The sequence below is a fragment of the Pseudomonas sp. ADAK2 genome (assembly GCF_012935755.1).
GTDB lineage: Bacteria > Pseudomonadota > Gammaproteobacteria > Pseudomonadales > Pseudomonadaceae > Aquipseudomonas.
Genome location: NZ_CP052862.1, coordinates 3,571,778 through 3,596,895, shown reverse-complemented (window position 1 = coordinate 3,596,895; position 25,118 = coordinate 3,571,778). Strand labels below are relative to the sequence as shown.

22 protein-coding genes are annotated in these 25,118 nt (G+C 59.4%); 17 read left to right on the top strand and 5 right to left on the bottom strand.

Features of this window, described 5'->3' with window-relative positions:
- Positions 1 to 53: 53 nt before the first annotated feature.
- From HKK52_RS16730 to HKK52_RS16720, 3 genes are read left to right on the top strand one after another with little or no spacing between them, the layout of a single operon-like run.
- On the top strand, positions 54 to 629 hold the full coding sequence (locus HKK52_RS16730) for a YfiR family protein (protein ID WP_169371741.1): 576 nt from the start codon (positions 54 to 56) through the stop codon (positions 627 to 629).
- Complete coding sequence (locus HKK52_RS16725; protein WP_169371740.1) at positions 626 to 1,894, top strand: diguanylate cyclase domain-containing protein; 1,269 nt, start codon at positions 626 to 628, stop codon at positions 1,892 to 1,894. The genes HKK52_RS16730 and HKK52_RS16725 overlap by 4 nt, the downstream gene beginning before the upstream one ends.
- A 5-nt stretch (positions 1,895 to 1,899) precedes the next feature.
- Positions 1,900 to 2,403 carry an OmpA family protein gene (locus HKK52_RS16720; protein WP_178117456.1) on the top strand — a complete coding sequence of 168 codons (504 nt, stop codon included), beginning with the start codon at positions 1,900 to 1,902 and terminating at the stop codon, positions 2,401 to 2,403.
- Here the strand turns inward: HKK52_RS16720 and HKK52_RS16715 are convergent.
- Positions 2,400 to 3,347, bottom strand: coding sequence for a LysR family transcriptional regulator (locus HKK52_RS16715; protein WP_169371739.1), 948 nt, complete (start codon positions 3,345 to 3,347; stop codon positions 2,400 to 2,402). The genes HKK52_RS16720 and HKK52_RS16715 overlap by 4 nt on opposite strands.
- Positions 3,348 to 3,496: 149 nt before the next feature.
- On the opposite strand from HKK52_RS16715, the gene HKK52_RS16710 reads away from it, so the two are divergent.
- Both HKK52_RS16710 and mmsB read left to right on the top strand, forming a co-directional pair.
- Positions 3,497 to 5,023 (top strand): CoA-acylating methylmalonate-semialdehyde dehydrogenase, encoded by a 1,527-nt coding sequence (locus HKK52_RS16710; protein WP_169371738.1) that lies wholly within the window; start codon positions 3,497 to 3,499, stop codon positions 5,021 to 5,023.
- 10 nt (positions 5,024 to 5,033) lie between these two features.
- Positions 5,034 to 5,921, top strand: a complete 888-nt coding sequence (mmsB, locus tag HKK52_RS16705; protein WP_169371737.1) for a 3-hydroxyisobutyrate dehydrogenase — start codon at positions 5,034 to 5,036, stop codon at positions 5,919 to 5,921.
- A gap of 139 nt (positions 5,922 to 6,060) precedes the next feature.
- Here the strand turns inward: mmsB and HKK52_RS16700 are convergent, their stop codons facing one another.
- The gene (locus HKK52_RS16700) at positions 6,061 to 6,405 is read right to left on the bottom strand and encodes a cupin domain-containing protein (protein ID WP_008024653.1); all 345 of its coding nucleotides are present in this window, start codon (positions 6,403 to 6,405) and stop codon (positions 6,061 to 6,063) included.
- A gap of 568 nt (positions 6,406 to 6,973) precedes the next feature.
- On the opposite strand from HKK52_RS16700, the gene HKK52_RS16695 reads away from it, so the two are divergent.
- From HKK52_RS16695 to rfbA, 5 genes are read left to right on the top strand one after another with little or no spacing between them, the layout of a single operon-like run.
- On the top strand, positions 6,974 to 7,945 hold the full coding sequence (locus tag HKK52_RS16695) for an acyltransferase (RefSeq protein WP_169371736.1): 972 nt from the start codon (positions 6,974 to 6,976) through the stop codon (positions 7,943 to 7,945).
- Positions 7,942 to 9,189 carry a hypothetical protein gene (locus tag HKK52_RS16690; RefSeq protein ID WP_169371735.1) on the top strand — a complete coding sequence of 416 codons (1,248 nt, stop codon included), beginning with the start codon at positions 7,942 to 7,944 and terminating at the stop codon, positions 9,187 to 9,189. Before HKK52_RS16695 ends, HKK52_RS16690 begins: the two co-directional genes overlap by 4 nt.
- A gap of 22 nt (positions 9,190 to 9,211) precedes the next feature.
- Positions 9,212 to 11,389: a prenyltransferase/squalene oxidase repeat-containing protein gene (locus tag HKK52_RS16685; protein WP_169371734.1), complete on the top strand. Its 2,178-nt coding sequence runs from the start codon at positions 9,212 to 9,214 to the stop codon at positions 11,387 to 11,389.
- Between the two features lie 49 nt (positions 11,390 to 11,438).
- On the top strand, positions 11,439 to 12,521 hold the full coding sequence (rfbB, locus tag HKK52_RS16680) for a dTDP-glucose 4,6-dehydratase (protein WP_169371733.1): 1,083 nt from the start codon (positions 11,439 to 11,441) through the stop codon (positions 12,519 to 12,521).
- 43 nt (positions 12,522 to 12,564) lie between these two features.
- Positions 12,565 to 13,488, top strand: coding sequence for a glucose-1-phosphate thymidylyltransferase RfbA (rfbA, locus tag HKK52_RS16675; protein WP_169371732.1), 924 nt, complete (start codon positions 12,565 to 12,567; stop codon positions 13,486 to 13,488).
- 47 nt (positions 13,489 to 13,535) lie between these two features.
- On the opposite strand, the gene HKK52_RS16670 is transcribed toward rfbA, so the two are convergent.
- Complete coding sequence (locus HKK52_RS16670) at positions 13,536 to 14,681, bottom strand: LLM class flavin-dependent oxidoreductase (RefSeq protein WP_169371731.1); 1,146 nt, start codon at positions 14,679 to 14,681, stop codon at positions 13,536 to 13,538.
- Between the two features lie 157 nt (positions 14,682 to 14,838).
- Between HKK52_RS16670 and HKK52_RS16665 the strand changes: the two genes are divergently transcribed.
- The 7 genes from HKK52_RS16665 (at position 14,839) to HKK52_RS16635 (ending at position 23,965) form a co-directional block, all read left to right on the top strand.
- Entirely contained in the window at positions 14,839 to 15,714 is an 876-nt protein-coding gene (locus HKK52_RS16665; protein ID WP_169371730.1) for an NAD(P)-dependent oxidoreductase, read from the top strand.
- Positions 15,715 to 15,933: 219 nt separating this feature from the next.
- Positions 15,934 to 17,091 (top strand): acyl-CoA dehydrogenase family protein, encoded by a 1,158-nt coding sequence (locus HKK52_RS16660; protein ID WP_169371729.1) that lies wholly within the window; start codon positions 15,934 to 15,936, stop codon positions 17,089 to 17,091.
- A 133-nt stretch (positions 17,092 to 17,224) separates the two neighbouring features.
- Positions 17,225 to 18,328: an efflux RND transporter periplasmic adaptor subunit gene (locus HKK52_RS16655; protein WP_169371728.1), complete on the top strand. Its 1,104-nt coding sequence runs from the start codon at positions 17,225 to 17,227 to the stop codon at positions 18,326 to 18,328.
- Positions 18,325 to 21,399, top strand: coding sequence for a MexW/MexI family multidrug efflux RND transporter permease subunit (locus tag HKK52_RS16650; RefSeq protein WP_169371727.1), 3,075 nt, complete (start codon positions 18,325 to 18,327; stop codon positions 21,397 to 21,399). Before HKK52_RS16655 ends, HKK52_RS16650 begins: the two co-directional genes overlap by 4 nt.
- Before the next feature lie 9 nt (positions 21,400 to 21,408).
- Positions 21,409 to 22,860, top strand: coding sequence for an efflux transporter outer membrane subunit (locus HKK52_RS16645; protein WP_169371726.1), 1,452 nt, complete (start codon positions 21,409 to 21,411; stop codon positions 22,858 to 22,860).
- Positions 22,861 to 22,989: 129 nt separating this feature from the next.
- Complete coding sequence (locus HKK52_RS16640; RefSeq protein WP_133838436.1) at positions 22,990 to 23,352, top strand: ArsR/SmtB family transcription factor; 363 nt, start codon at positions 22,990 to 22,992, stop codon at positions 23,350 to 23,352.
- Positions 23,353 to 23,434: 82 nt separating this feature from the next.
- Positions 23,435 to 23,965, top strand: coding sequence for a chorismate--pyruvate lyase family protein (locus HKK52_RS16635; protein WP_169371725.1), 531 nt, complete (start codon positions 23,435 to 23,437; stop codon positions 23,963 to 23,965).
- 137 nt (positions 23,966 to 24,102) lie between these two features.
- Here the strand turns inward: HKK52_RS16635 and HKK52_RS16630 are convergent, their stop codons facing one another.
- Both HKK52_RS16630 and HKK52_RS16625 read right to left on the bottom strand, forming a co-directional pair.
- Complete coding sequence (locus HKK52_RS16630) at positions 24,103 to 24,378, bottom strand: helix-turn-helix domain-containing protein (RefSeq protein ID WP_169371724.1); 276 nt, start codon at positions 24,376 to 24,378, stop codon at positions 24,103 to 24,105.
- Positions 24,379 to 24,461: 83 nt separating this feature from the next.
- Positions 24,462 to 24,968 (bottom strand): flavin reductase, encoded by a 507-nt coding sequence (locus tag HKK52_RS16625; protein WP_149657701.1) that lies wholly within the window; start codon positions 24,966 to 24,968, stop codon positions 24,462 to 24,464.
- Positions 24,969 to 25,118 lie beyond the last annotated feature (150 nt).

Genomic DNA, 25,118 nt, shown 5'->3' with positions numbered 1-25,118 from the left:
GTGCTGTGCTATCGTTGCGGCATCATTCCGTTACGACCGAAGAGAATCCCTGCATGAAGTTGGCTGTCCGGGCGACAGAGAGCGTTACTGGCTGCAAGCGAATATTGCTTGTTGGCCTGCTCTGTTTGCTGACCGGCATCGCGTTCGCACAACCCGAAGCCGCCGTCAGCATGGCCGATCAACGAGCCAAAGCGGTGACCCAGGTGGTGCTCGGGATCCTCAGTTATGCCCGCTGGCCGGTGGAGCCTGCACAGCTGCGCCTGTGTGTGGTAGGCCCGACCGAATACACCGACGATCTGGTCAAGGGCTCGACCCAGGCCACCGGTCGCCCTGTCACGGTCCGACGGCTACTGGCTGACAACCCGGCGATTGTCGGTGAGTGCGATGCGGTCTACATCGGTAAATTGACCGCCGAGGAGCGCAGCCGCCTGTTCGCTTCGCTGATTGGCCAACCGGTGTTGAGCATCAGCGAAGGCAGCGATCAGTGCACCGTCGGCAGCCTTTTCTGCCTGCGGGTCAGCGACGATCAAGTGTCCTTCGAGGTCAACCTCGACTCCGTCGCCCGCAGTGGCGTGCGCATTCACCCCAGCGTGTTGCAGTTGTCGCGCCGCAAGCCGGCGGCGCCATGAGTCTATTCGAATCAAAAAATCGTCCCACGTTGCGTTCGGTCATCGGTCGCGGCCATTTGATCGTCGCACTGGTGGGCGTGACCATGGCCAGCGTGTCGCTGACGTTGCTCGGGGTTCTGGCGTTGCGGGTGTATGCCGACCACAACCTGCACCTGATCGCGCGCTCGATCAACTACACCGTGGAAGCCGCGGTGGTGTTCAATGACAAGGCGGCCGCGACGGAAGCGTTGGCGTTGATCGCGTCTACCGAAGAAGTGGCCGATGCCCAGGTTCTCGACAAGCAGGGTGTGGTGCTCGCCCGTTGGCAGCGACCGGAAACCGGGTTGTTTTCCGATCTTGAAGCGCAGATCGCCAAGGCTTTCCTGGAAAAACCCATCAGCATGCCGATCGTCCATCAGGGCCAGGCAATCGGCAGCATCGAGCTTACCGGTCACGGTGGCAGCCTGATGCGCTTCTTGCTCAGTGGTCTGATGGGGATCGTGGTGTGCACGGCAGTCAGTGCCTGGGTCGCGCTGTACCTGGCGCGCCGGCAGCTTCGCGGCATCACCGGTCCGTTGCGCAGCTTGGCGTTCGTGGCTCACGCCGCCCGCAGCGAACGCGCGTTCGACCAGCGCGTACCGCCCGCAGACATCGCCGAACTGGACGACTTCGGCAACGACTTCAATGCACTGCTCGATGAACTCGAATCCTGGCAGACCCACCTGCAAAGCGAGAACGAAACCCTGGCCCACCAGGCCAGCCACGACAGCCTCACCGGGTTGCCGAACCGGGCGTTTTTCGAAGGTCGATTGATTCGTGCGTTGCGCAATGCCAACAAACTCAACGAACGCGTGGCGGTGTTGTTTCTCGACAGCGACCGGTTCAAGGAGATCAACGACAATTTCGGCCATGCCGCCGGCGATGCCGTGCTGGTAGCGGTGGCGACGCGGGTTCGTGCGCAATTGCGCGAAGAGGACCTGGTGGCGCGTCTGGGCGGCGATGAGTTTGCCGTGCTGCTGACGCCGTTGCACAAGACCGAAGATGCCGAGCGGATCGCCGACAAAATCCTTGCCAGCATGGAAGTGCCGATCACCCTGCCGGGCAACACGACGGTGTTGACCTCACTCAGTATCGGCATCGCCGTCTATCCCGATCATGGCGCCACGCCCGGCGCTCTGCTTAACGCTGCCGATGCGGCGATGTACCAAGCCAAGCGCCTGTCCCGAGGCGCACAGCAAACGGCCGGGTCGGAGCATCCGGTCGCCCACATTCAAACCAGGAACTAATTTCCGTGTTCTCAATCCCCCAGCGTTCCCTGCGATTTTTCACCATCACCCTGTTCATGGCTGTATTGGCATTGACGGGGTGCCAGACCGTACCGCAAAAAGGCCTGACCCCGGCGCAGATCACCGTGCTCAAGCAACAAGGCTTCGAGTTGACCGACGAGGGCTGGGCCTTTGGGTTGTCCGGCAAAGTGCTGTTTGGCAGCGATGTCGAAAGCCTGAACGCGCAAAGCACCGAAATCGTCCAGCGCATCGGCAAGGCCCTGACGAGTGTCGGGATCGAGCGGGTACGGGTCGATGGCCACACCGATGGTTCGGGTAAAGAGTCCTACAACCAACAGCTGTCCCTGCGTCGGGCGAAAAGCGTCGGCAAGGTGCTGACGGCTGTCGGGATGAAAGAAGAGAACATCAAGCTGCAAGGGCTTGGCAGCAAAGAGCCGGTAGCGTCCAACGACACACCGGCTGGCCGTACCGAGAATCGTCGAGTCTCGATTGTGGTGAGCGCCGACTAATCGGCAAACACCATCTCCCGGGTTTCCCCCATCAAAAGATTCTGATTCTGCTCAGTCACTTCGCGGATGTAATCCCACAATAGGGTGATCCGCTTGAGCTTGCGCAGGTCCTCCCGGCAGTACATCCAGAACTGTCGGGTGATGTTGATCTCGGCCGGCAATACCGGCAGCAACCGTGGGTCCTGCGCCGCCAGGAAGCACGGCAGAATCGCCAGCGATCGCCCTTGCTGCGCCGCCACGAATTGCGCGATCACGCTGGTGCTGCGCAAGTTGGCGCTGGCGCCGGGCAATACGTTCGCCAGGTACAGCAGCTCCGAGCTGAACGCCAGGTCATCGACATAACTTATGAATGAATGTTTAGCCAGGTCGGCCGGGCGGCGGATCGGTGGGTGTTTGTCCAGATAGTCCTGGGTCGCGTACAGCTGCAATTTGTAGTCGCAGAGTTTGCAGCAGACGTACGGCCCGTGTTCCGGGCGTTCCAGGGCAATGACGATATCGGCCTCGCGCTTGGACAGGCTGATGAAGTGCGGCAGCGGCAGAATGTCCACCGAGATCGCCGGGTAGGCGTCGACGAAGTGGCTCAATTGCGGGGTGATGAAGAAACTGCCGAAGCCTTCGGTGCAGCCCATGCGCACATGCCCGGACAGCGCCACGCCGGAGCCGGAAACTTGCTCGCAGGCCATGTGCAGCGTGCTTTCAATCGACTCCGCATAACCCAATAAACGCTGGCCTTCGGCGGTCAGGACGAAACCGCTGGTCCGGGACTTTTCGAACAGTAATGTACCAAGCGCCGCTTCCAGCGAACTGATGCGCCGTGACACGGTGGTGTAGTCCACCGCCAGGCGCTTGGCCGCGGTGCTGGCCTTGCGGGTGCGGGCGACTTCGAGGAAAAACTTGAGGTCATCCCAGTTCAGCGAACCTAAGGACGTGATGTTTTTTTGCATGTTGGACCGGCTTTTATGTGCGTTCTTATTAGAAGTTTGCACATCTATACTCCAAAAACAGTCCGACAACCAATTCGCGACACACGCCTCATCTCAAGGCGACATACCCGCCTTGGCTCCCTGCATAACAATAAGTATTGGAGACCAGCATGAACGCATCGCTCACGCCCAACGAAACCACCGTCCAGACCGTCAAGCTGTTGATCAACGGCGAGTGGGTCGAGTCCCAGACCACCGAGTGGCACGACATCGTCAACCCGGCGACCCAGCAAGTGCTGGCCAAGGTTCCGTTTGCTACCGCGCAAGAAGTCGACGCCGCCATCAGTGCCGCTCATAGCGCCTTCCAGACCTGGAAGCTGACGCCGATCGGTGCGCGGATGCGCATCATGCTCAAGCTCCAGGCGCTGATTCGCGAACACTCCAAACGCATCGCCGTGGTCCTGAGCGCCGAGCAAGGCAAAACCATTGCCGACGCTGAGGGCGATATTTTCCGTGGCCTGGAAGTGGTCGAGCACGCGTGCTCCATCGGCACACTGCAGATGGGCGAATTTGCCGAAAACGTTGCGGGCGGCGTCGACACTTACACCCTGCGTCAGCCGATCGGCGTCTGCGCCGGCATCACCCCGTTCAACTTCCCGGCAATGATTCCGTTGTGGATGTTCCCGATGGCCATCGCCTGCGGCAACACCTTCGTGCTCAAGCCGTCCGAACAGGATCCGCTGTCAACCATGCTGCTGGTGGAACTGGCGATCGAGGCTGGCGTACCGGCGGGCGTGCTCAACGTCGTTCACGGTGGCAAAGATGTGGTTGATGCGCTGTGCACCCACAAAGACATCAAGGCCGTTTCCTTCGTCGGTTCGACCGCCGTCGGTACTCACGTCTACGACCTGGCTGGCAAACACGGCAAGCGCGTGCAATCGATGATGGGCGCCAAGAACCATGCCGTGGTGCTGCCGGATGCCAATCGCGAACAAACCCTCAATGCTTTGGTCGGTGCCGGTTTCGGTGCCGCCGGTCAGCGTTGCATGGCCACTTCGGTGGTGGTGTTGGTGGGCGCGTCCAAGCAATGGCTGCCTGATCTGAAAGCGCTGGCGCAGAAACTCAAGGTGAACGCGGGTAGCGAAGCGGGTACCGATGTCGGCCCGGTGATTTCGAAAAAGGCCAAGGCGCGGATTCTTGATCTGATCGAAAGCGGCATCAAGGAAGGCGCCAAGCTGGAGCTCGATGGTCGCGAGATCAGCGTTCCGGGCTTCGAGAAGGGCAACTTTGTCGGCCCGACCCTGTTCTCTGGCGTGACCACCGAGATGCAGATCTACACCCAGGAAATCTTCGGCCCGGTGCTGGTGGTGTTGGAAGTCGACACCCTCGATCAGGCGATTGCCCTGGTCAACGCCAACCCGTTCGGTAACGGTACGGGTCTGTTCACCCAGAGCGGTGCTGCGGCGCGTAAATTCCAGAATGAAATCGATGTCGGCCAGGTCGGGATCAACATCCCGATTCCGGTGCCGGTCCCGTTCTTCAGCTTCACCGGTTCCCGTGGTTCGAAACTCGGCGACCTTGGTCCGTATGGCAAGCAAGTGGTGCAGTTCTACACTCAGACCAAGACGGTCACCAGTCGCTGGTTCGATGACGACAGCGTCAACGACGGTGTGAACACCACCATCAACTTGCGTTAAGGAGCCAGGCATGAAAATCGCTTTTATCGGTCTCGGCAACATGGGCGCGCCGATGGCGCGCAACCTGATCAAGGCTGGCCATTCGCTGAACCTGGTCGATCTGAACAAGACTGTTCTGGCCGAGCTGGAGCAACTGGGCGGCAGCATCAGCGCTTCGGCGCGTGAAGCGGCGCAGGGTGCAGAACTGGTGATCACCATGCTGCCAGCCGCTGTGCATGTGCGTAGCGTCTGGCTCGGTGAGGACGGTGTGCTCGCCGGTATCGGCCAGGGTGTGCCGGCCGTTGATTGCAGCACGATCGATCCGCAGACCGCTCGTGACGTAGCCGCGGCCGCCGCCAAGCAAGGCGTGGCCATGGCGGATGCGCCGGTGTCCGGCGGCACGGGTGGCGCAGCGGCCGGGACGCTGACCTTTATGGTCGGCGCCACCCCTGAGCTGTTCGCCACCCTGCAACCGGTGTTGGCGCAGATGGGCCGCAACATCGTCCATTGCGGCGAAGTCGGTACAGGGCAGATCGCCAAGATCTGCAACAACCTGTTGTTGGCGATCTCGATGGTCGGCGTCAGTGAAGCCATGGCGTTGGGCGATGCGTTGGGGATCGACACCGGCGTATTGGCCGGGATCATCAACAGCTCGACCGGGCGTTGCTGGAGTTCGGAGATGTACAACCCGTGGCCGGGCATCGTCGAAACGGCGCCGGCCTCGCGCGGTTATACCGGCGGTTTCGGTGCCGAACTGATGCTCAAGGATCTGGGGCTGGCCACGGAAGCGGCTCGTCAGGCGCACCAACCAGTGGTGCTCGGCGCGGTGGCCCAGCAGTTGTATCAGGCGATGAGTCAGCGCGGGGAGGGTGGCAAGGACTTCTCGGCGATCATCAATAGCTATCGCAAACCTCAATAAGAGGTTTTTCCGGGGGCTGCGTCGGGCAGATCCCCGGTTTTTTATTCGGTGAAAAAAGATCGCAGCCTTCGGCAACTCCTACACGGGAATTTTTACACCCTGTAGGCGCTGCCGAAGGCTGCGATCTTTTGCTTTTTCATCAGGCAAACACAAAATACTTACGCACTGTCTCGACCACTTCCCACGTGCCTTTCATCCCCGGCTCGATGACGAAGATATCCCCGGCGCGCAGGTGGATCGGCTCCTTGCCTTCGGGGGTGATGATGCAGTAGCCCTCGCGGAAATCGCAGTATTCCCACTTCACGTATTCCACATACCACTTGCCCGGCGTGCAGATCCAGGTGCCCATGATCTTGCTGCCGTCTTCGCTGGTGTAGGCATTGAGGTTGACGGTGTGCGGGTCGCCTTCGAGTTTTTCCCATTTGCAGGCGTCGAGGACGGGCAACGGGTGGGTATCGCGAAGGACGGTGATAGGTGCGGACATGACAGCTCCAGGCGAATGACAGGTTTGAAAAGCCACCCTATCGTTCGGCGGCCGCGGCTGGATGTCTGGCTTCGACATCCAGTTACCTGTTAGCGCTGGACACATTCAATAACGCAGGCACTACGAGTTGCACCAATTCTGTGCATATATGACGTAACGGTTACAGCATTGCACCATAAAAGTTCAATATTTTTTTAGACTCAAACGAGATAACCAGTCGGACACCTATTGCAAAACAAAATCGTCTGTACTATAACATTCGTACTAAAGGACATTCCCCCTCAATGGAGTTACATCGTAGTCACGGACTGACTTAATTCAGCAAGCTCTCGTTAATTTCTGACTTGGCCCCGGCACAAGCGTGGACATTTATCTGTCGTTTATGGAAAGCGATGAATTAATGGAACAGTCAGTTAATAAGGTGGCGCAGACGCAACGTCATGCGTACCTAGAGAAGTTTGATTAATCACTAACTAGTTAACAGTTGTGCATAGGCTGACTCAGTCAGCGGGGTTTTTTGCGCGCTGAATTTATTATGTTCCCGGCATCAATGGAATGAGGCTTTATTGTGGACGATATTAATCTGATCGAAGTTTTAACGGCGATTGATTCCGCCAGCGACTTGGGGCGACATGTCTGGATTCGGGCGGCCTGCCGCCTGGAAAGTGCGGAATTGGGCGATGACATTTTTGTCGGGTTCAAGTCGGATTTGCGGCATGTCAGCATCGGCAAGTCGAGCATGCTGGCGACCGGTGTGCAGTGCCTGGGAACGCCTGAGTCCCCGGTTCTGGTCGGCGAGAATGCCTGGCTCGGCGCCAAGGTCACCGTGAGTGCTGGCGTCACCATCGGTGCCGGGGCCGTGATTGCGGCGGGCGCTCTGGTGACCTCGGACATCGCGCCGGACGCCATTGCCGTGGGTCGCCCGGCACGGGTGATCGGCTATCGCAACGTGATCGAGGACGGCACGCCGAGCCCGGCTCATGTGCTGGCCAAAGTGCGGGATAGAGCCCGCCAGGGCTTGCCCTCGCTGATCGACAAAGCGTCGCTGTCCGTGGCCCGGCTCAAGGCGTTGAACCCGGACACCATCACTTGGGACATCAGCGAAGACGCCTTGATTGACGCCGAATTACGTGGCGGCGCGTCGGTGGAAATCGCCCGGGACTGCATCCTTATCGGGCGCAGTCAACGTCAGGGCGGCCTGTCCCAACAAGGCGGCATTGAGCTGGGCACCGGTGCCACGCTGGGTGAAGGCGTGGTGATCGAGGCCGCCGGTGGCGTCACGATCGGAGACTTCACCGAGGTCGGCGCCGGGGTCACGATTGTCGCTTCAACTCATGATTATTCGTTTCGTTCACTGCCTTGGGAGGAAGCTCCGGTCAGGATCGGAAGTCGTTGCATTATTGGCGAAGGTGCCATCTTGGTAGGTCCACTGAATATTGGTGAAGGTGCCGTAATTAAGCCCTATTCCGTGGTTATAAGGGATGTATTGGAAAACACTGTGGTTCATGGCGTTGTTCAACTAATGGAGATTCAAGAATGATTTTATTTGCCCCTAATCCAACCGGTTCCGGTCATAACATGCGCGCGCTGTCCATCGCTCAGGCGATTAAAAAGCAAACGCCGGATATGCCGCTGACGGTAGCACTGGCTTCCTTGCAGCCAACGTTTACACCGCTGTTTGAAAAGGCCGGTGTCGAGGTTGTGGATATTGCCGGCCGGTTGGTCGACTACTCGAAAAAGAGCAACTTGTCGAAAGAACTGGACTGGGCCAATTACATTGGCGGCTATATCGCCAATACGTTCTTGTCCGGCGAGCGAATTCTGTCTTACCTGGCGCTGATCACCGAGTACAAACCTTCGGTGCTGGTATCTGACTACAACATGGCCGCCTGCCTGGCCGCCATTTTCAGCGGCACGCCGCTGGTGTTTGTCACCGAACGCTATGACTTCACCCTCTGCCAACTGGAAGACCATGACCTGGCCGACGGTGGCTTCGAGGTCAATGCGCTGGAAATGGCCCGTGCCCGTGCGGCATTGCACAGCCAGTTCAGCTGGATGATCAACCAAAGCCAACTGGTCTTGACCGATAAACCATATGTGGCGTCCCTCGATCAGGGCACTCCGGTTGCCGAAGCCCTGAGCAACGGCAAGGCTCACTTTGTCGGGCCGATGATTCGCGAGTACGTGCAAAGTGGCCTGGATGTACGTGCCGAACTGAACATCGGCGATTCGCCGTTTATCGTTGCGTCCATCAGCGGCACCACGATGTTCTCGCAAAACAAGGATGCGCTGCTCGCCGCCTACCTGGACAGTTTCAAGACCCTGCGCGAACGCAATCCGGAACTGAAAATGGTGTTGCTGGGACGTCAGGACATCGCGGCCCAGGACGGCGTGATTTGTGTGCCGTACTACCCGGACTGGATGGGCTTGCTGCATGAGGCCAGTCTGCTGATTTCGGCGCCGGGCTGGATCACCGTGACAGAAATTGCCGCGTTGAAGATTCCGACCTTGTTTGTGTTGCCGTCCAAATCGGAATACCACGAACTCGAAGCCTTGCGTCGTCTGGAAATGCTCGGTTTCGCGACGCACCTGGGCCACGACCAGCACCGCATCGTTGAACTGGTCCAGGCCGAGCTCGATAAAGACCCTCAGGCCCTGAACTATTTTGCGCCGCATCAGCAGGTTGCCTCGCCGGATGGCGAAGGTGCCGCACGCGCCGCCAGCCGTATTATCGAGTTGTGCCAGGGCGTCGTGATGCCGTTGGCTGCAAGCCAGGCCGCTTAACCTCAAGGAAGAGGGATACACCATGTCGCTTCATCCGCAGTTCTTTTTTGATCAAGGTCTCGCCGACCTCGAGCACGGTGGCTATTTTGCAATCACCGATGCCAGTGGGCAGGTCGCCATTTCCAGTGACAAGCAGTTGCAGGATCAAGTTGAGGCGACGCTCTACCACGCCGAGCATGGCGACGAAGCACAACTGCGCTTCGCCCATGACGGGTTGATGGGTTTGTACGATGCCCCGAACGCCGGTTTCCATGAACTGGCCGATCAGTTCTGGACGCCCCACGGCTCGGGACGCTGCCGAACCCTGGCGCTGCAACTGGACGCGCTGAGTGCCTTGCTGGCTTACCAGCGCAGGGCGCCACAGAACACGGCGAACCGCGAGATCATCAGCGCGATGCTGGAAAAGATCGAAGCGCTCTACGCCCGGTCCACTGTCGCGGGCGTCTATAGCAGCGATTGGTCGATGCCACTGGAGGTGGCGACGTCCATTGAGCTGGATATCAGCGCGGCCAATCTGCTCACGCAGATTGGTCACGATCCGTTGGGTCAGGGGCTGGTCGGGCACCTGCAAGTGCATACCGAGAACCTGATCGCACGCATCGCCGGCGGCGACAGTGACTCGTGCGTCGACGTGGACTTGAGCCGCTGCGCCGTGCGTGCGCACATCAGCCTTGCACTGGCGCGACTGGCGAACGTTCGCGACGACAACGCACTGTCGAATCTGGCGCGCTCGTTTCTGCTGCAAACCCTGGCGTTGTTTCGCGATCCGGCCTATGGCGGGTATTGGGACCGGGTCTGCATCAACGGCAAAGTGCGGGTCGACTGGCACACCTCGTACAAAAAACACGAGTCGCCTTTCCCGATCAAAACCGCCTACGACGTCGCGTTGCTGTTGCAAGCGATGCAGGCACTCCCGAACGGTTTCGAAGGGCCTGATCGCACCTCGGTGACAGCGGCGTTGCTGGAGTTTCATGACCACAGCAACGGCGGGCTGTTCCTGGGCAAGGGCTACTTCTGGTCCACCCCCGATGACCCGACCGTGCCGTTTATCCGCCAGTTCTGGGCACCGCCGCGTCAACCGGGGATCTTCAGCATCGGTAACCTGACCTACCTGCCGCTGCACTTGAAGAGCCTGAAAACCCAGTTGGCCGCCGCCCACGCCCTGCAGAACCTTGCGCCACCGACCACCGTGCATCATCACGACGATGCGGCGCTGGTTGCGCAGGAACTGATCGCGATCGATGGCAGCGGCGATGTGCAAGACATCCATCCCGCGGCCGTGCCCGCCATCAATGTGGATCTGAAACGCTATCTGGCCTGGCTGTCCAAGGCCCGCGCCTCCAGCGATACGCCTTACGGGCTGACCGCCGAAACCGCGCCGCTGGGCTTTCGGGCGGACAAGACCTGGCAAGTGTTTTCCGGCTTGCATGTAATCTCGGACCTGCACGCGCTGGGCATTCAGATTGAAAACAAGGCGAGCCTGATCGATTGCATCAAGTCTTCACAAAACACCGACGGCGGCTTCGCCGAACAGCCGGGGCACCTGAGCGATGTGTTCGCCAGTTACTGCGCGGTGTTGTCGTTGCGGGTGCTGGGCGCTCTGCCGAACGATATCGACGGCTGCGTGCGTTACTTGCAAGCGTGCCAGAACCCGGACGGCGGTTTCGGTGATGTGCCGGGTTTTGCCTCCGATATCTGGCACACCAACCTGGCGGTGTTGTCGCTGCATGCGCTCGGCGCCAAGGCCCCGGACGAGCAAGCGGTCCTCGCGTTCGCCTTGCGCTGCCGCACCGCCGACGGTGGATTTGCCAACAAACCGGGTTATCCGCCGGACGCGTTTTCGGTGTACCGCGTGGTGTCGACGCTGTTCATCCTCAACAAGCGCATCGTCGATGCCGGGCAAACCGTGGCCTGGCTGCAAAAACTGCAATTGGCCAATGGTTCGTTCCATTACCGGCCGGGCAAAGCGGTGAGCCTGGTCGGCACGTACATGGCCATTGCGGCGATGTACTTGCTCGATGCCCAACCGGTTTATCTGCAGGAATCGAAAGACTGGATTGCCGCGCATCAAAAACAGGACGGCGGATTCGGCCCGCTCAACTCGACCTCGGCGACCACCGATGAAAGCTTTGTCTGCATCCAGACGCTGCTGATTCTGGAGCAGGGCTTGAGCCAGTACTGGGTGGCTTTGCTCAACTGAGCGAACGTTCAAGGATTGTTCAATCATCAATTGGCCAAGGGAGGCGCTGATGAAAATTTTAGTGACGGGAGGCGCGGGTTTTATTGGCTCGGCCGTCGTGCGATATCTGATTAATGAAACCGACTGCGAAGTCGTCAACGTCGACAAGCTGACCTACGCCGGCAACCTGGATTCGCTGGCCGACGTCGCCGATTCACCGCGGTACTCGTTTTACCAGGTGGATATCCGCAGCAAAAATGCGCTGGACGAGATCTTTGCCGCCCAGCAACCGGATGCCGTGATGCACCTGGCTGCCGAGTCCCACGTCGACCGCTCGATCGAAGGCCCGCAGGCGTTTATCGAAACCAATATCGTCGGCACCTACACCTTGCTCGAAGCGGCGCGAAGCTACTGGAACCGACTGGACGCGCCGCGCCAGGCCGCGTTTCGCTTCCATCACATTTCCACCGATGAAGTGTATGGCGACCTTGAACCCCAGGATCCGGCCTTCACCGAAACCACGGCCTACGCGCCGAGTTCGCCGTATTCCGCGAGCAAGGCCAGCTCCGATCACCTGGTGCGTTCATGGCACCGCACCTTCGGATTGCCGGTGGTGTTGAGCAACTGTTCGAACAATTACGGGCCGTTCCATTTCCCGGAAAAGCTGATTCCCCACGTCATTCTCAACGCGCTGCAAGGCCAGCCGTTGCCGGTGTACGGCGATGGCGCGCAGGTTCGCGACTGGCTGTTTGTCGAGGATCACGCCCGGGCCCTGTATGCCGTGGTCAGTCGCGGTGAGGTCGGGCAGACCTATAACATCGGCGGTCATAACGAGAAGACCAACCTGCAAGTGGTGCACACCTTGTGCGATTTGCTGGAGGAACGTGGTGCGGTCAAACCGGAAGGCGTCGCGCACTTTCGCGACCTGATCACCTTCGTCAAGGATCGCCCCGGCCACGACAAGCGCTACGCGGTCGACGCCGGGAAAATCCACGCCCATTTGGGCTGGACGCCGCAGGAAACCTTCGAGACCGGGATGCGCAAAACCGTCGACTGGTACCTGGAAAACAGCCCTTGGTGGGCGCGGGTCCTGTCGGGCGACTACGCCCTGGAACGCATCGGCGAACACGCCACCGAATCGGTTGAAGCCTGAACATTACCCACTTCAAAAAATCTCTGCTTAAAAGGAAAAAAGCATGGCCAAGTACAAAGGAATTCTGTTGGCGGGCGGCGCCGGTTCGCGTCTGCACCCGATCACCCTGGGCGTGTCCAAACAGTCACTGCCGGTGTATGACAAACCGATGATCTACTACCCGCTGTCAGTGCTGATGCTGGCGGAAATTCGCGAAATCCTGATCATTTCCACCCCGGAAGATTTGCCCGGTTTCCAGCGCATGCTCGGTGACGGTAGTCAGTTGGGCCTGAGCCTGAGCTACGCCGTGCAGCCGACCCCGGATGGCCTGGCGCAAGCCTTCATCATCGGCCGTGAATTCGTTGGCGAAGACAATGTGTGCCTGGTCCTGGGCGACAACATTTTCTACGGCGCCGGTTTCGGTGAAACCCTGGTGCAAGCGGCCAGCCGCGAAGAGGGCGCGACGGTGTTCGGCTATTACGTGGCCGACCCCGAGCGCTTTGGTGTGGTCGAGTTCGATGCCGCCGGCAAGGCCTTGAGCATCTGTGAAAAACCGACTGATCCGAAATCCAATTTCGCCGTCACCGGTCTGTATTTCTACGATAACGAAGTGCTGCAGATTGCGGCTGATATCAAGCCGTCGCCACGGGGCGAGCTGGAGATTACCGACGTCAACAATGTCTACCTGCAACGGGGCAAATTGAATGTCTCGGTGATGGGGCGCGGCATGGCCTGGCTCGACACCGGCACCCATGATGCGTTGCTGGAAGCGGGCAATTTCGTGCATGCCATCGAGAAACGCCAGGGCTTGAAAATCGCCTGCCTGGAAGAGATTGCCTACAACAAGGGCTGGATTGATGACGCGCAGTTGCTGGTGCTGGCCGGCAGCATGAGCAAGACCGGTTACGGTCAATACCTCGCGCGGCTGATTACCGATGATGTGCTGACAGTGATGGATGCGCGTCAGCCATTGCGGGGCGCGGCCTGATTGTCGGCAACGGCCCTCGATTGATCGAGGGCTGTCGCCGGGTAGGTTTATCGACCGGTGACGGTGTCGTGGGACGTGGTTTTCAAACCGGGTCGCCGGTCAAGTTCAAGCATCTGTGTTGAATGCAAATGGGCCAGGCGATTGGCGTGGGTGGGGGCTTCGGCCGCCAGCGGCGAACGGCGTTTGCGGGTTTCTTCGCGCAGTACCGGCAGCACTTCGGCGCCGAACATGTCGAGTTGTTCCAGCACGGTTTTCAATGGAATACCGCCATGGTCGAACAGGAACAATTGGCGCTGGTAGTCGCCGAAATGCTCGCGAAAAGTCAGGGTCTTGTCGATGATTTCCTGAGGGCTGCCCACCGACAACGGGGTCATCTCCATGAACTCTTCGAGGGACGGTCCATGGCCGTACACCGGGGCGTTGTCGAAGTAGGGACGAAACTCGCGTCGCGCATCCTGGGAGTTGCGGCGCATGAAGATATGCCCGCCCAGGCCGACGATGGCTTGCTCGCGCGTGCCGTGGCCGTAGTGGGCAAAGCGTTCCCGGTAAAACTCGACGAGGGCAATGAAGTGTTCGCGGGGCCAGAGGATATGGCTGGCGAAAAAACCGTCGCCGTAATACGCCGCTTGTTCGGCGATTTCCGGGGTGCGGATCGAACCGTGCCAGACGAAGGGCGGCAAGTCATCCAGGGGGCGGGGAATCGAGGTGAAGTTCTTCAGCGGTGTGCGGAAACGACCGCTCCAGTTGAGGTCTTCTTCGCGCCACAGTCTGTGCAGCAGCCGATAGTTTTCCATCGCCAGCGGCAGGCCGTCGGCGATGCTTTTGCCGAACCAGGGGTAGACCGGCGCGGTGTTGCCGCGACCCAGCATCAGGTCCATGCGCCCGCCACAGAGGTTTTGCAGCAGCGAGTACTCTTCGGCCAGGCGTACCGGATCGTTGGTGCTGATGAGGGTGGTGGAGGTCGAGAGAATGATGCGTTGGGTCTTCGCCGCGATGTACGCCAGCAGCGTGGTCGGGGAAGAGGTGATGAACGGCGGATTGTGGTGCTCGCCGGTCGCGAACACATCAAGCCCGATGTCCTCGGCTTTTTGCGCGATTTGCACAGTGGCCTGAATGCGCTGAGATTCACTTGGGGTACTGGCGTTGGTCGGGTCTTGCGTGACGTCGCCAACGGTGTAGATCCCGAATTGCATAAAGCCTCCTTGCCTTGCGTATAGGTATGTTTGAAACCAGTGCTCCGAAGGTTAAATACTCGAGGCACTTGAAATGTACGCCTGTACACGTACAATCGCAATTCTGATTCGCCGTGCAACGGACATTCCGGGCACCTGACACCGACAGGAGCAAGACATGGAACTGGGTTTTATTGGTTTGGGCACGATGGGCGCACCGATGGTGCTGAACCTGCTGAAGGCCGGTCATCAGGTCCGCGTGTGGAATCGCTCGCCAGCGCCGCTGGAAGCATTGGTGCAGGCCGGCGCTCAAGCGGTCGACAGCCCGGCACTGGCGGCGCATTCCGAGGTGTTGATCTCGATGCTGGGCGACGATGCCGCCATTCGCTCCGTGTTCATCGATGCCCAAGCGCTGGATGGCCTGGCGCCGGGCAGCGTCCATGTGAACATGTCCACGGTGTCGGTGGCGCTGGCTAAAGAACTGGCGGCCTTGCACGCCGAGCGCGGAGTGGCTTATGTGTCGGCGCCGGTGCTGGGGCGAGTGGATGTCGCCGCGGCCGGCAATCTGAATATTCTGGTGTCCGGGCCTGCCGATGCGTTGGCGCGGGTGCAGCCGTTGTTCGATGTGTTGGGGCGCAAGACCTGGCCGTTCGGCGAGTGTGCAGAACTGGCGTGCGTTGCCAAGCTCTCGGCCAACCTGATGATTGCTGCGGCGATCGAATCCACGGCCGAGGCCTCGACCCTGGCCAGCGGCTACGGCATCAGCCGTGCAGCCTTCATCGAGATGATCACCTCGACGCTGTTTGCGGTGCCGGTCTACCAGGGTTACGGAAAACTGATGGTCGACAAACAGTTCGAGCCGGCGGGGTTCAAATTGTCCCTGGGCTTGAAGGACATTCGCCTGGTGCTGGAGGCGGGGGAAGCGGCGCAGGTGCCGTTGCCATTTGCCAGTGTGTTGAAGGACAACCTGCTGGATGGAATGGCCCACGGCCAGGGCGATCAGGATTGGGCATCGCTGTCGGAGGTGAGCGCACGACGCGCCGGCGCACGCTAATACCTTAATGTTTAAAAGCCGTAACTTCGCTGCAAGTTCGGATGTTTTTTTTCGCCTTTGATTATTGTCAGCGCTTTCTAAAAAATATGTATTGCTCCTGATAATAACGCTTGCCAATGTACGACTGTAGACGTACATTTTTCACGGGGTTTAATAACAATAAAACGTTGTCTGTTTTTTCGTCTGCTGAATGTTAATAAATAATAGCTAGGAGCCGTTATGAAAAATCTAATGCAATGGAATAACCTTCCCACCGAATCCAATGAATGGCTTGAGAAGGTACGTGCACTGAACCCTTTGATCCTTAAACACCGGGATTACAGTGAGCAGACGAATGCGACTCACAAGGATGTGATGTCTGAGCTTTTCAAGGAAGGCTTTGCCCGGACCTCCGTGTCCAGGGCGTTTGGCGGTTCTCAGGTCGATATCCAGACCACCTCGGCCATGCTGCTGGAGTTTGCCCGGCATGATGCTTCCGTCTCCTGGCAACTGGCCGTGCAAGTGGCGATGGGGCGTCTCTCCGACTATTTGCCGGAACACACCTCCGAAGCCATCTACAGCACCTGCAACGGTTTTGTGATCGGTGCAATCCACTCCGGCGGCGAAGCATTGCCCGTGGGCGACGACTACCTGTTGAGCGGCAAATGGGCCTTCGCCAGCGGCTCGGCCCACGCCGACTGGCTGGTGTGCACCGCCACCGTCAAAGGCCCGGCCGACGGCTCTGCACCAGAGGTGCGGATGTTTTTCGTCCCGGCCAGCCAGTGCAAGATCAACCACACCTGGGACACCCTGGGCATGCGCGGCACCGGCAGCAATCACTTTGAATGTTCACAGGTGCTGGTCAACAAGGCGTTCTCCCTGGACGTCGAAACCCTGAAAAAATCCCCGGAAATTCGCAGCTCCCGCGCTTATGCCACGGGCTACTACGAGTTCGGCACGTTGGCGGCGATGTCCACCGTGCTGGGCGTGGCCCGGGCGGCGGTCGATCACTTTCGCAATGACCGCGCGGTGAATACCGACCCGGGCCTGGAAGGGGTGATTTTCGAGAAGACCGGCCGCGCCATTTCCTCGGTGCACACCGCACAGCTGTTGCTCGAAGACGCTATCTGCCAAGTGATCAACCGCGGTGAAACCATCGGTGAACCGGTGGGCGCGCGCGTCGGCCTGGCCGCTTCGGTCCTCACGGAAAACTCGGTGAATGCGGTCAACCAGATCTACGCGCTGGCCGGTTCCAAAGCCGTTTATAAAACCAGTTTCCTGGAACGTTGCTTCCGCGATATCCATACCGGTTCAAAGCACTTCACCTTGTCGCCTTTGAACTTGCACGGTATCGGCAAACTGTACCTGGATAAATCCAACGTACTGATTGCGGCCTGATCCGCTAATAAACAAGTTCGGCGAGTTATGAGTGATTGATCACAGGGATTAATAACTCGCCGGGTTTGTGTCGCATCTTTTTTCTTAATTCTTCAACTTTTGTGCTCGCAGTAAAGAGTCAAGGGAGTGCCACATGCTTGCTCGAAATATAGTTAAAACGCTGGTCTTTATTATCTTCGTCGTGATCATTTCCAGCGCATTGGGCTGGCGTTTCTGGTCACCGGCTCCGGCGGCTGCCGAGCAACGAATCCCCAGTACCCGGGTCGGTCTGGCCCAGGTCAAGAAACAGCCGTACACCTACTACCTGGAAGCGATCGGCAAGCTCGAAGCGCAGCGCCAGGTATTGGTGTCGGCCGAAGTCAGCGGCAAGGTGGTTGATATCGATTTCGAGTCCGGCGATGAAGTGAAGGCCGGGCAAGTATTGCTGACCCTTAACGATGCTCCCGAACAGGGTGAGTTGGTGCGCTTGAAGGGCGAGTTCGAATCCGCCCGGGCACAATTCGCTCGTGTGCAGGAACTGGCCAAGACTGGTGCCGAAAGCCGCCGTGCCTTCGACAGTGCCCGCGCCCAACTGGATGCCGCCAAAGGTGATATGGAGCGCATGCAGGCGCAGATTGCCCAGCGTCATATCCGTGCACCGTTCGCCGGCACCCTGGGCATTCGCCAGGCGCATCTGGGGCAATACCTTGAAGCCGGCGGCGCTGTCGCGACGCTGACCGACCCGGGTGTGCTGCGGGTCAACTTCACCCTGGCCGAGCGCGATGGTTCCCGCGTGGAACTGGGCCAGACCGTGCAGGCCAAGGTCGATGCCTGGGCCGATGTGAAGTTTCAGGGAAAGATCGTGGCGGTCGATCCGCAGATCAACCAGTCCCACACCATTAACGTCCAGGCGGTGATTACCGACACCAAAAAACTGCTGCGTCCAGGCATGTATGCCCGGGTTTCGGTGACGCTGCCGCAGACCGCGGAATTGCTCATCCCGGAAACCGCCATCACCTACAACGCCTACGGCGAAAGCGTGTTCGCGGTGTACCTCGACGAGGCCGGCGTGACCAAGGTCAAGCGTGAAAGCATCAAGGTCGGTGAGCGTCGCGATGGCTGGGCAGTGGTCAACAAAGGCTTGACCGAAGGCGTGCAAGTGGTGACCTCCGGGCAGTTGAAGCTCCATGACGGCGTGGCGGTGGAAGGTGTTCCGGACACGATTGGTCTTAACCTCGCAACCGGGTCGAAACAATGAAATTTACCGACATCTTTCTACGCCGCCCCGTGCTGGCAGTGGTGGTCAGTACGCTGATCCTGCTGTTCGGTGTGCGCGCGTTAATGAACCTGCCGATCCGCCAGTACCCGATGCTGGAGACGTCGACCATCACGGTCACCACCCAGTACCCCGGCGCCTCGTCGGAACTGATGCAAGGCTTTGTCACCCAGCCGATCAGCCAGGCCGTAGCCTCGGTCGAGGGCATCGACTACCTGTCGTCGTCATCGACCCAGGGTCGCAGCCTGGTCACGATCCGCATGGCCCTCAACAGTGACTCCATCTCGGCGTTGACCGAGGTGATGGCCAAGGTCAATCAGATCAAGTATCGCTTGCCCAAGGATGCCTATGACCCGGTGGTGGAACGCACCTCGGGCGGCTTCACCAGCGTGGCCTACGTGGCGTTTGCCAGTTCCAACCTGACCATCCCGGAGATGTCAGATTACATCTCCCGCGTCGTCGAGCCGATGTTCGCCGGTATCGAAGGCGTGGCGAAAATCAACATCATGGGCGAGCAGAAACTCTCGATGCGCCTGTGGCTCGACCCGCAACGCCTGGCCGGTTACGGCATGACCGGGCAAGACGTTTCGAAAGCCATCGAAGGCAATAACTTCCAGGCCGCACCGGGGCAAGTCAAAGGCCTGTACGTGGTCAGCAACCTGCGGGTCAACACCGACCTCAACAGCGTCGAAGATTTCCGCGACATGGTGCTGCGCAACGACAACGGTCGGATCATTCGAGTCCGCGACGTGGGCACGGTCGAGCTGAATGCGGCCGCGACCGACACCAGCGGTTCGATGAGCGATGTTCCGGCGCTGTTCCTTGGCCTCGACGCGGCACCGACCGGCAACCCGCTGGTGATCGTCAAGCGTGTGCGAGAACTGATCCCGCAGATTCAGGAAACCCTGCCGCCGGGTGTGACCGTACAAATCCCGTTCGAAGTGGCGCACTTCATTCAGTCCTCGATTGACGAAGTGTCGTACACGTTGCTCGAAGCGCTGGTGATTGTGGTGCTGGTGATTTACCTGTGCCTGGGGACGTTCCGCACCGTACTGATTCCGTTAGTGACCATTCCGCTGTCGATGCTCGGCGCGGCGATGTTGATGCAGATGTTCGGTTTCAGTTTGAACCTGCTGACCTTATTGGCGATGGTGTTGGCCATCGGCTTGGTGGTGGACGATGCGATCGTGGTGGTGGAAAACGTCCACCGACACATCGAGGAAGGCAAGACCCCGTTCGATGCCGCGTTGATCGGTGCCCGTGAAGTCGCGGGGCCGGTGGTGGCGATGACGTTTACCCTGGCGGCGGTGTACGCGCCGATCGGCTTGATGGGCGGCCTGACCGGCACGCTGTTCAAGGAGTTCGCGTTGACCCTGGCTGGCGCGGTGGTGATTTCCGGCATCGTCGCGCTGACGTTGTCGCCGATCATGAGTACCCGCCTGCTGGATGCGAAAAGCAGCGAAGGCTTCATGGCCGTCAAGGCCGACCGCTTCTTCCAGTACTTGGCCCGGCGTTACGGCGCGTTGCTCGGCGGTTCGCTGGCTCGACGCTGGATCAGCCTGAGCGTGGCCCTGGTGATCTTTTTCAGCCTGCCGTTCCTGTATCGCTCGGCGCAGACCGAACTGGCACCGCTGGAAGACCAGAACATCCTGCTGACCGCCATCAAGGCGCCGCAGCATGCCAACCTCAACTACCTGGAAGCCTACGCCCACAAACTCTACGAGACGTTCAACGAGATTCCCGAGGGTTACAGCAACTGGGTGGCCAACGGTTCCGACGGGCTGTCCAACAGCGTCGGCGGGATCAACCTGGTGGACTGGGAAAAACGCGGTCGCGACGCCAACACCATTCAGCCCGACTTGCAGGCGAAGGTGAACCAGATCGAAGGCACCAGCATCTTTGTGTTCCAGATGCCGCCATTGCCGGGCTCGACCGGCGGATTGCCGGTGCAAATGGTCATTCGCAGCGATCAGGAATACCTGGCGTTGTTCAACGTGATGGACCAACTCAAGCAGGCGGCCCAGGCCAGTGGCTTGTTTGCGGTGGTGGACAGCGACCTGGACTTCAACAACCCGGTGGTGGAAATCCAGATCGACCGCGCCAAGGCCAACGCCCTGGGCATTCGCATGCAGGACATCGGCGAGACCCTCAACAGCCTGATCGGCGAGAAATACGTCAACCGGTTCTCCTTCCACGGGCGTTCCTATGACGTGATTCCGCAGTCGATTTCCGCCGACCGCCTGACCCCGGAAACCCTCAAGCTGTATTACGTGAAAGACCAGAAGGGCAACCCGGTGCCGCTGTCGACACTGGCCACCCTGAGCATGAAGGTCGAGCCTAACCGCATGACCCAGTTCAACCAGCAGAACTCCGCCACGTTCCAGGCCATTCCGGCACCGGGCGTGACCTTGGGCGATGCCGTGGGCTTCCTGCAAAAACAATCGGAAAACTTCCCGGCCGGCTTCAGTTTCGACTGGCAGTCCGATGCGCGTCAGTACGTGCAGGAAGGCAACAGCCTGGTGTTCACCTTCGGCCTGGCCCTGGTGATCATTTACCTGGTGCTGAGCGTGCAATACGAGAGCTTCCGCGACCCGTTCATCATTTTGATCAGCGTGCCGCTGTCGATCTGCGGGGCCTTGGTGCCGCTGGCGCTGGGCATGACCTCGCTGAACATCTACACCCAGATCGGCTTGATCACCTTGATCGGATTGATCAGTAAGCACGGGATCCTGATGGTCGCGTTCGCCAATGAATTGCAGCGCAAGCAAGGCATGGACCGCGTGCAAGCGATTCAACATGCCGCGCAAGTTCGCCTGCGGCCGATTCTGATGACCACCGCTGCGATGGTGGTGGGCCTGGCGCCGCTGTTGTTCGCCAGCGGAGCCGGTGCCAACAGCCGCTTCGGTCTGGGTCTGGTGATTGTGGTGGGGATGCTGATCGGCACGCTGTTCACGCTGTTCATTCTGCCGTCGGTTTACACCTTGCTGAGCTCGATCAAGCAGCCGGCTCGCGCTGTAGAAACTCACTCGGTCAGTGCGCCGCAACCCATCTGAGGAAGTTGTATGTATCGGATTACACGCTTCATGCTGGCGCCGCTGGCCGCTTCGATCCTGTTGACGGCCGGCTGTGTGAACTACGCCGGGATCGATCATCAGGGCCAGATGCTGTCGATTGACCAGGCGTCCTCGAACAGCCTGAAAGACACGCTGCCGCCCGCCAATTGGCCGCGTACCGATTGGTGGTCGTCCCTCGGCGATCCACGCCTGGGGGCCTTGATCGAAGAGGCTTACGCGAGCAACCCGGATTTGCAGGAGGTCTCGGCGCGGGTCGCCAAGGCCAATGCGTTCCTGGATTTGCGCGATGCCGAGCGCTACCCGGAAATAGACGCCTCGGCGGGTGTCACCCGTGGGCGTCTGTCGAAGTTCGAGGACTACAGTGGCGAAGGCCACAAGTACTTCACGGCGCGCAACCTGGCGGTCAATTTCAACTACAACTTTGACCTGTGGGGCGGGCAGCGCGCGGCCTGGGAATCGGCGCTCAACAGCGCCATGGCGGCGGAAGTCGACCTGCAGTCGTCGAAGCTGATTCTGACGGTCAACGTGGTCAAGGCTTACAACCAGCTGGCTTATGCCTGGCAGGTCTCGGAACTTAATCGCCGAGACCTGGCGCGCTTGAGCAAACTGGTGGAGTTGTCGGACTCACGCTACAACTCGGGGCTGGACAACCTGTCGCAACTGAAACAGGTGCAAAGCCTCAAGGCCCGTTCGGAATCGACCCTGATCGGTGCGCTGGACGATATCGAAATTGCGCGGCTGCAATTGTCCGTGCTGGTGGGCAAGGGCGTTGATCGTGCGCAAGGCATCGAGCGTCCTTCGACCTTGCAAGCCAGCGTGGTGGCGCTGCCCGCGCAACTGCCGGCGCAGTTGCTCGGGCGCCGGCCGGACATCGTCGCGGCGCGCTGGCGGGTGGAGGCCGAGAACAAGAATATCGACGCGGTCAAAACCACGTTTTATCCCAACATCAACCTGGTTGCCGCCGCGGGCACGCATGCCTTGTCCGGTGATGCGATTTTCGCCAGCGTCAGCAAGTTCTGGAACATCGCACCGACAATATCCTTGCCGATTTTCGATGCCGGGCGCTTGCGTTCCGACCTCAAGGCCGGCAACGCCGAGCTGGATGTTTCCATCGCGCACTACAACCAGGTGCTGACGTCGGCGCTGCACGAAGTTGCGATCTCGGTGACGCAATTGCGCTCCTTCGAACAGCAGATCGTGGTGCAACAGGATGCGTGCGCGATTGCCCAGTCCTCCTATGACCTTTCGCAATCGCGCTACAAGGCCGGGGAAGATACGTTCCTCGACGCGCTAAATATCGAGCAACAATTGATTCAGGACGAGATGCGCCTGGCTTACCTCAACAGCAAGCACGTCGACAGTTCGATTTCATTGATGGCAGCGCTTGGCGGCGGCTTCCAGGAGCCTGAATCACCCTTGGCGAAGAACACCGAACAGTAGCGTTCAACGGGCTGTAGCGCCCGGGGCGTTTATCGCGGGAGAAGGGATCTTTGTGTATAGTCTTACTGTTCTCGTATAGACGAATTCACGCATGACTTTTCCCGCCTATATCATCAAAGGTACCTACCTATGAACGTCCCGAATCACCCCAATCAGGACCAGATCTTGTTAGAGAATGTTCTGTCCGCGCTGGGGAGCCCGTTGCGCCTGACCGTGTTGAAGGTGTTGGCCGATGGCCAGGAACATCCCTGTGGCCGGATCCTCAAGGGCGCATCGAAGTCGACCATGACCCACCACTGGCGGGTCTTGCGCGACAGCGGCCTGATTTGGCAACGGCCGTACGGTCGGGAAAACCTCTTGTCCCTGCGCCGCGAGGACATGGACCTGCGGTTTCCCGGGCTGCTCGATTCGCTGCTCACCGCGGTCAAGTTCGATGAACAGACCGTTGATGTCATCAGCAAGCATGAAGTCACTGAAGATGCCGACGCTTGAATGCAGTTGATCCGCCGCACGTGAAGGGCAGGGCCCTTCACGGCAACCAACCGATTCACGATCACCAGGGAGGTGTGTGAGCATGGGAACGAATCATTATTGGTCATCTGGACCGTTGTCGGAGTTGACCGCGCCTGAGCATCACTGGCTGTTTTTGCCCGGCGCGCTGACCCCGCGCTTGAAAGCCATGGGCGACTATTCCATCGAAGTGCTCGAGCAGTCGCATACGCTGCTCAACCATGACGAAGCGGAAGCGCTTGATGTACCGCCGGCGTCCACCGGCTGGGTGCGCGAAGTGGTGATGAAGATCGACGGCGAGGCCTGTGTCACGGCGCGCAGCCTGACCAGTGTGCCGGCCCTGAGCGCCGATTGGGCGGAGTTGAACGGGTACGGTGGCCGACCGCTGGCGGAGATTCTCTACCGCTCCGAGCAGACCCTGCGCGAACCGTTCCAGTGTGCCTTGCTGACCCCCGGCGCGCCGTTGGCGGCGCTGTCCTATCGTTACGCGCCACACGCCAAACGGCTGCTGGCCAGACGCTCACGCTTTACGCGCAACGGCTCGGCCTTGTTGGTCAGCGAGTGTTTTCTGCCGGCGTTCTGGGCGCGGGTCTAGTTCAACATCAGGCTCGGCAACCGAGCTGGAAAAACCACCAAAACATCATCCCCCAAAAGATCATTTCCCGGCCGCTATTCATCGGGCGGCGAACCCTTGGCCGTTGGCCGGCCAAAGGGTTGTCTGCCTGAAAAGTCTCAGAGGCTGATCACCGCTTCAATCTGGCTGATGGCGGGGGTGAGAGCCAGGGCCAGTCTTTCCGCTTTCGACGTCGGGCGCATCGTGTTGCACGAGCGCAGGAACAGCGGGTCATCAAACTTCTTGCGCAAGCGCGCCAACGAACCACTGATTGCCGGTTGTTTGACGTGCAGGCGTTCGGCCGTGCGCGAAACACTTCGCTCGCGAAACAACACCAGGAAAATGATGATCAGGTTCAGGTCCAGATCCGCGAAGTTGTCTTCATTGAATAACATGGTTTCATCCCTGTCATGACCCGGTTGCGGACGAGCTGCCGGCCAGCAAAAACCGGCGGCAGTCACGCAAGTCGGGGCATCGGTTACTGATCGGGGGCCAAGCGCATTTCGTCGTTGAGACGGTAGTAATTGCGATTGAAATAGACCAGGCCTTCCTTGGCTTCGCTGTGTTTGAGTTCGAGGATTTCACAGTAAAAAATGCTGTGGGTGCCGACCTCGTCAATCTTGCTGACGCGGCAGTCCAGATTGACCAGCGCTTCTTCGATGGCCGGCGAGCCGGTGACCAGGGTCTGGCAGTTAACGCTGGAGAAGCGTTCCTGCATGGTCAGCTGACGGTTGGCGAACGCACCGGAGGTGGATTGATGGCCCCCGGTCAGCACGTTCACACAGAGCACGCCGTTGGTTTTGAAATGCTCGTGGTTGGCCGAGGCGCGATTGACGCACACCAGCAGCGTCGGCGGTGAATCCGTCACGCTGCACACGGCAGAAGCGGTGAAGCCGAAACGGCCCGCGGGGCCATCCGTTGTGACGATAGTGACGGCGCTGCCCAGCATCGCCATTGCGTTACGAAACTCCGATGAATCAACCATAGCGTCCCCTTCATTCCTTGTAGGTTATTGGAGCTGATCCGTTCTTCCTTGACCGCTGTCGCTGTGCGAAAACGGCTATCGGACAACACGTTCGCTCCGCAGCTATAGTACGTATGTTGTCGTACCTTGCAAGTTATTCCTTGTGCTTAT

What these genes read in the sequence shown, in the direction of transcription:
- rfbA (WP_169371732.1), top strand. Translation starts at nt 12,565, where the DNA reads ATGGCCAAGTACAAAGGAATTCTGTTGGCGGGCGGCGCCGGTTCGCGT.
- HKK52_RS16650 (WP_169371727.1), top strand. Translation starts at nt 18,325, where the DNA reads ATGAAATTTACCGACATCTTTCTACGCCGCCCCGTGCTGGCAGTGGTG.
- HKK52_RS16715 (WP_169371739.1), bottom strand. Translation starts at nt 3,347, where the DNA reads ATGCAAAAAAACATCACGTCCTTAGGTTCGCTGAACTGGGATGACCTC.
- HKK52_RS16665 (WP_169371730.1), top strand. Translation starts at nt 14,839, where the DNA reads ATGGAACTGGGTTTTATTGGTTTGGGCACGATGGGCGCACCGATGGTG.
- HKK52_RS16640 (WP_133838436.1), top strand. Translation starts at nt 22,990, where the DNA reads ATGAACGTCCCGAATCACCCCAATCAGGACCAGATCTTGTTAGAGAAT.
- HKK52_RS16725 (WP_169371740.1), top strand. Translation starts at nt 626, where the DNA reads ATGAGTCTATTCGAATCAAAAAATCGTCCCACGTTGCGTTCGGTCATC.
- HKK52_RS16685 (WP_169371734.1), top strand. Translation starts at nt 9,212, where the DNA reads ATGTCGCTTCATCCGCAGTTCTTTTTTGATCAAGGTCTCGCCGACCTC.
- HKK52_RS16730 (WP_169371741.1), top strand. Translation starts at nt 54, where the DNA reads ATGAAGTTGGCTGTCCGGGCGACAGAGAGCGTTACTGGCTGCAAGCGA.
- HKK52_RS16660 (WP_169371729.1), top strand. Translation starts at nt 15,934, where the DNA reads ATGAAAAATCTAATGCAATGGAATAACCTTCCCACCGAATCCAATGAA.
- HKK52_RS16670 (WP_169371731.1), bottom strand. Translation starts at nt 14,681, where the DNA reads ATGCAATTCGGGATCTACACCGTTGGCGACGTCACGCAAGACCCGACC.
- rfbB (WP_169371733.1), top strand. Translation starts at nt 11,439, where the DNA reads ATGAAAATTTTAGTGACGGGAGGCGCGGGTTTTATTGGCTCGGCCGTC.
- HKK52_RS16710 (WP_169371738.1), top strand. Translation starts at nt 3,497, where the DNA reads ATGAACGCATCGCTCACGCCCAACGAAACCACCGTCCAGACCGTCAAG.
- HKK52_RS16630 (WP_169371724.1), bottom strand. Translation starts at nt 24,378, where the DNA reads ATGTTATTCAATGAAGACAACTTCGCGGATCTGGACCTGAACCTGATC.
- HKK52_RS16625 (WP_149657701.1), bottom strand. Translation starts at nt 24,968, where the DNA reads ATGGTTGATTCATCGGAGTTTCGTAACGCAATGGCGATGCTGGGCAGC.
- HKK52_RS16690 (WP_169371735.1), top strand. Translation starts at nt 7,942, where the DNA reads ATGATTTTATTTGCCCCTAATCCAACCGGTTCCGGTCATAACATGCGC.
- HKK52_RS16635 (WP_169371725.1), top strand. Translation starts at nt 23,435, where the DNA reads ATGGGAACGAATCATTATTGGTCATCTGGACCGTTGTCGGAGTTGACC.
- HKK52_RS16655 (WP_169371728.1), top strand. Translation starts at nt 17,225, where the DNA reads ATGCTTGCTCGAAATATAGTTAAAACGCTGGTCTTTATTATCTTCGTC.
- mmsB (WP_169371737.1), top strand. Translation starts at nt 5,034, where the DNA reads ATGAAAATCGCTTTTATCGGTCTCGGCAACATGGGCGCGCCGATGGCG.
- HKK52_RS16700 (WP_008024653.1), bottom strand. Translation starts at nt 6,405, where the DNA reads ATGTCCGCACCTATCACCGTCCTTCGCGATACCCACCCGTTGCCCGTC.
- HKK52_RS16645 (WP_169371726.1), top strand. Translation starts at nt 21,409, where the DNA reads ATGTATCGGATTACACGCTTCATGCTGGCGCCGCTGGCCGCTTCGATC.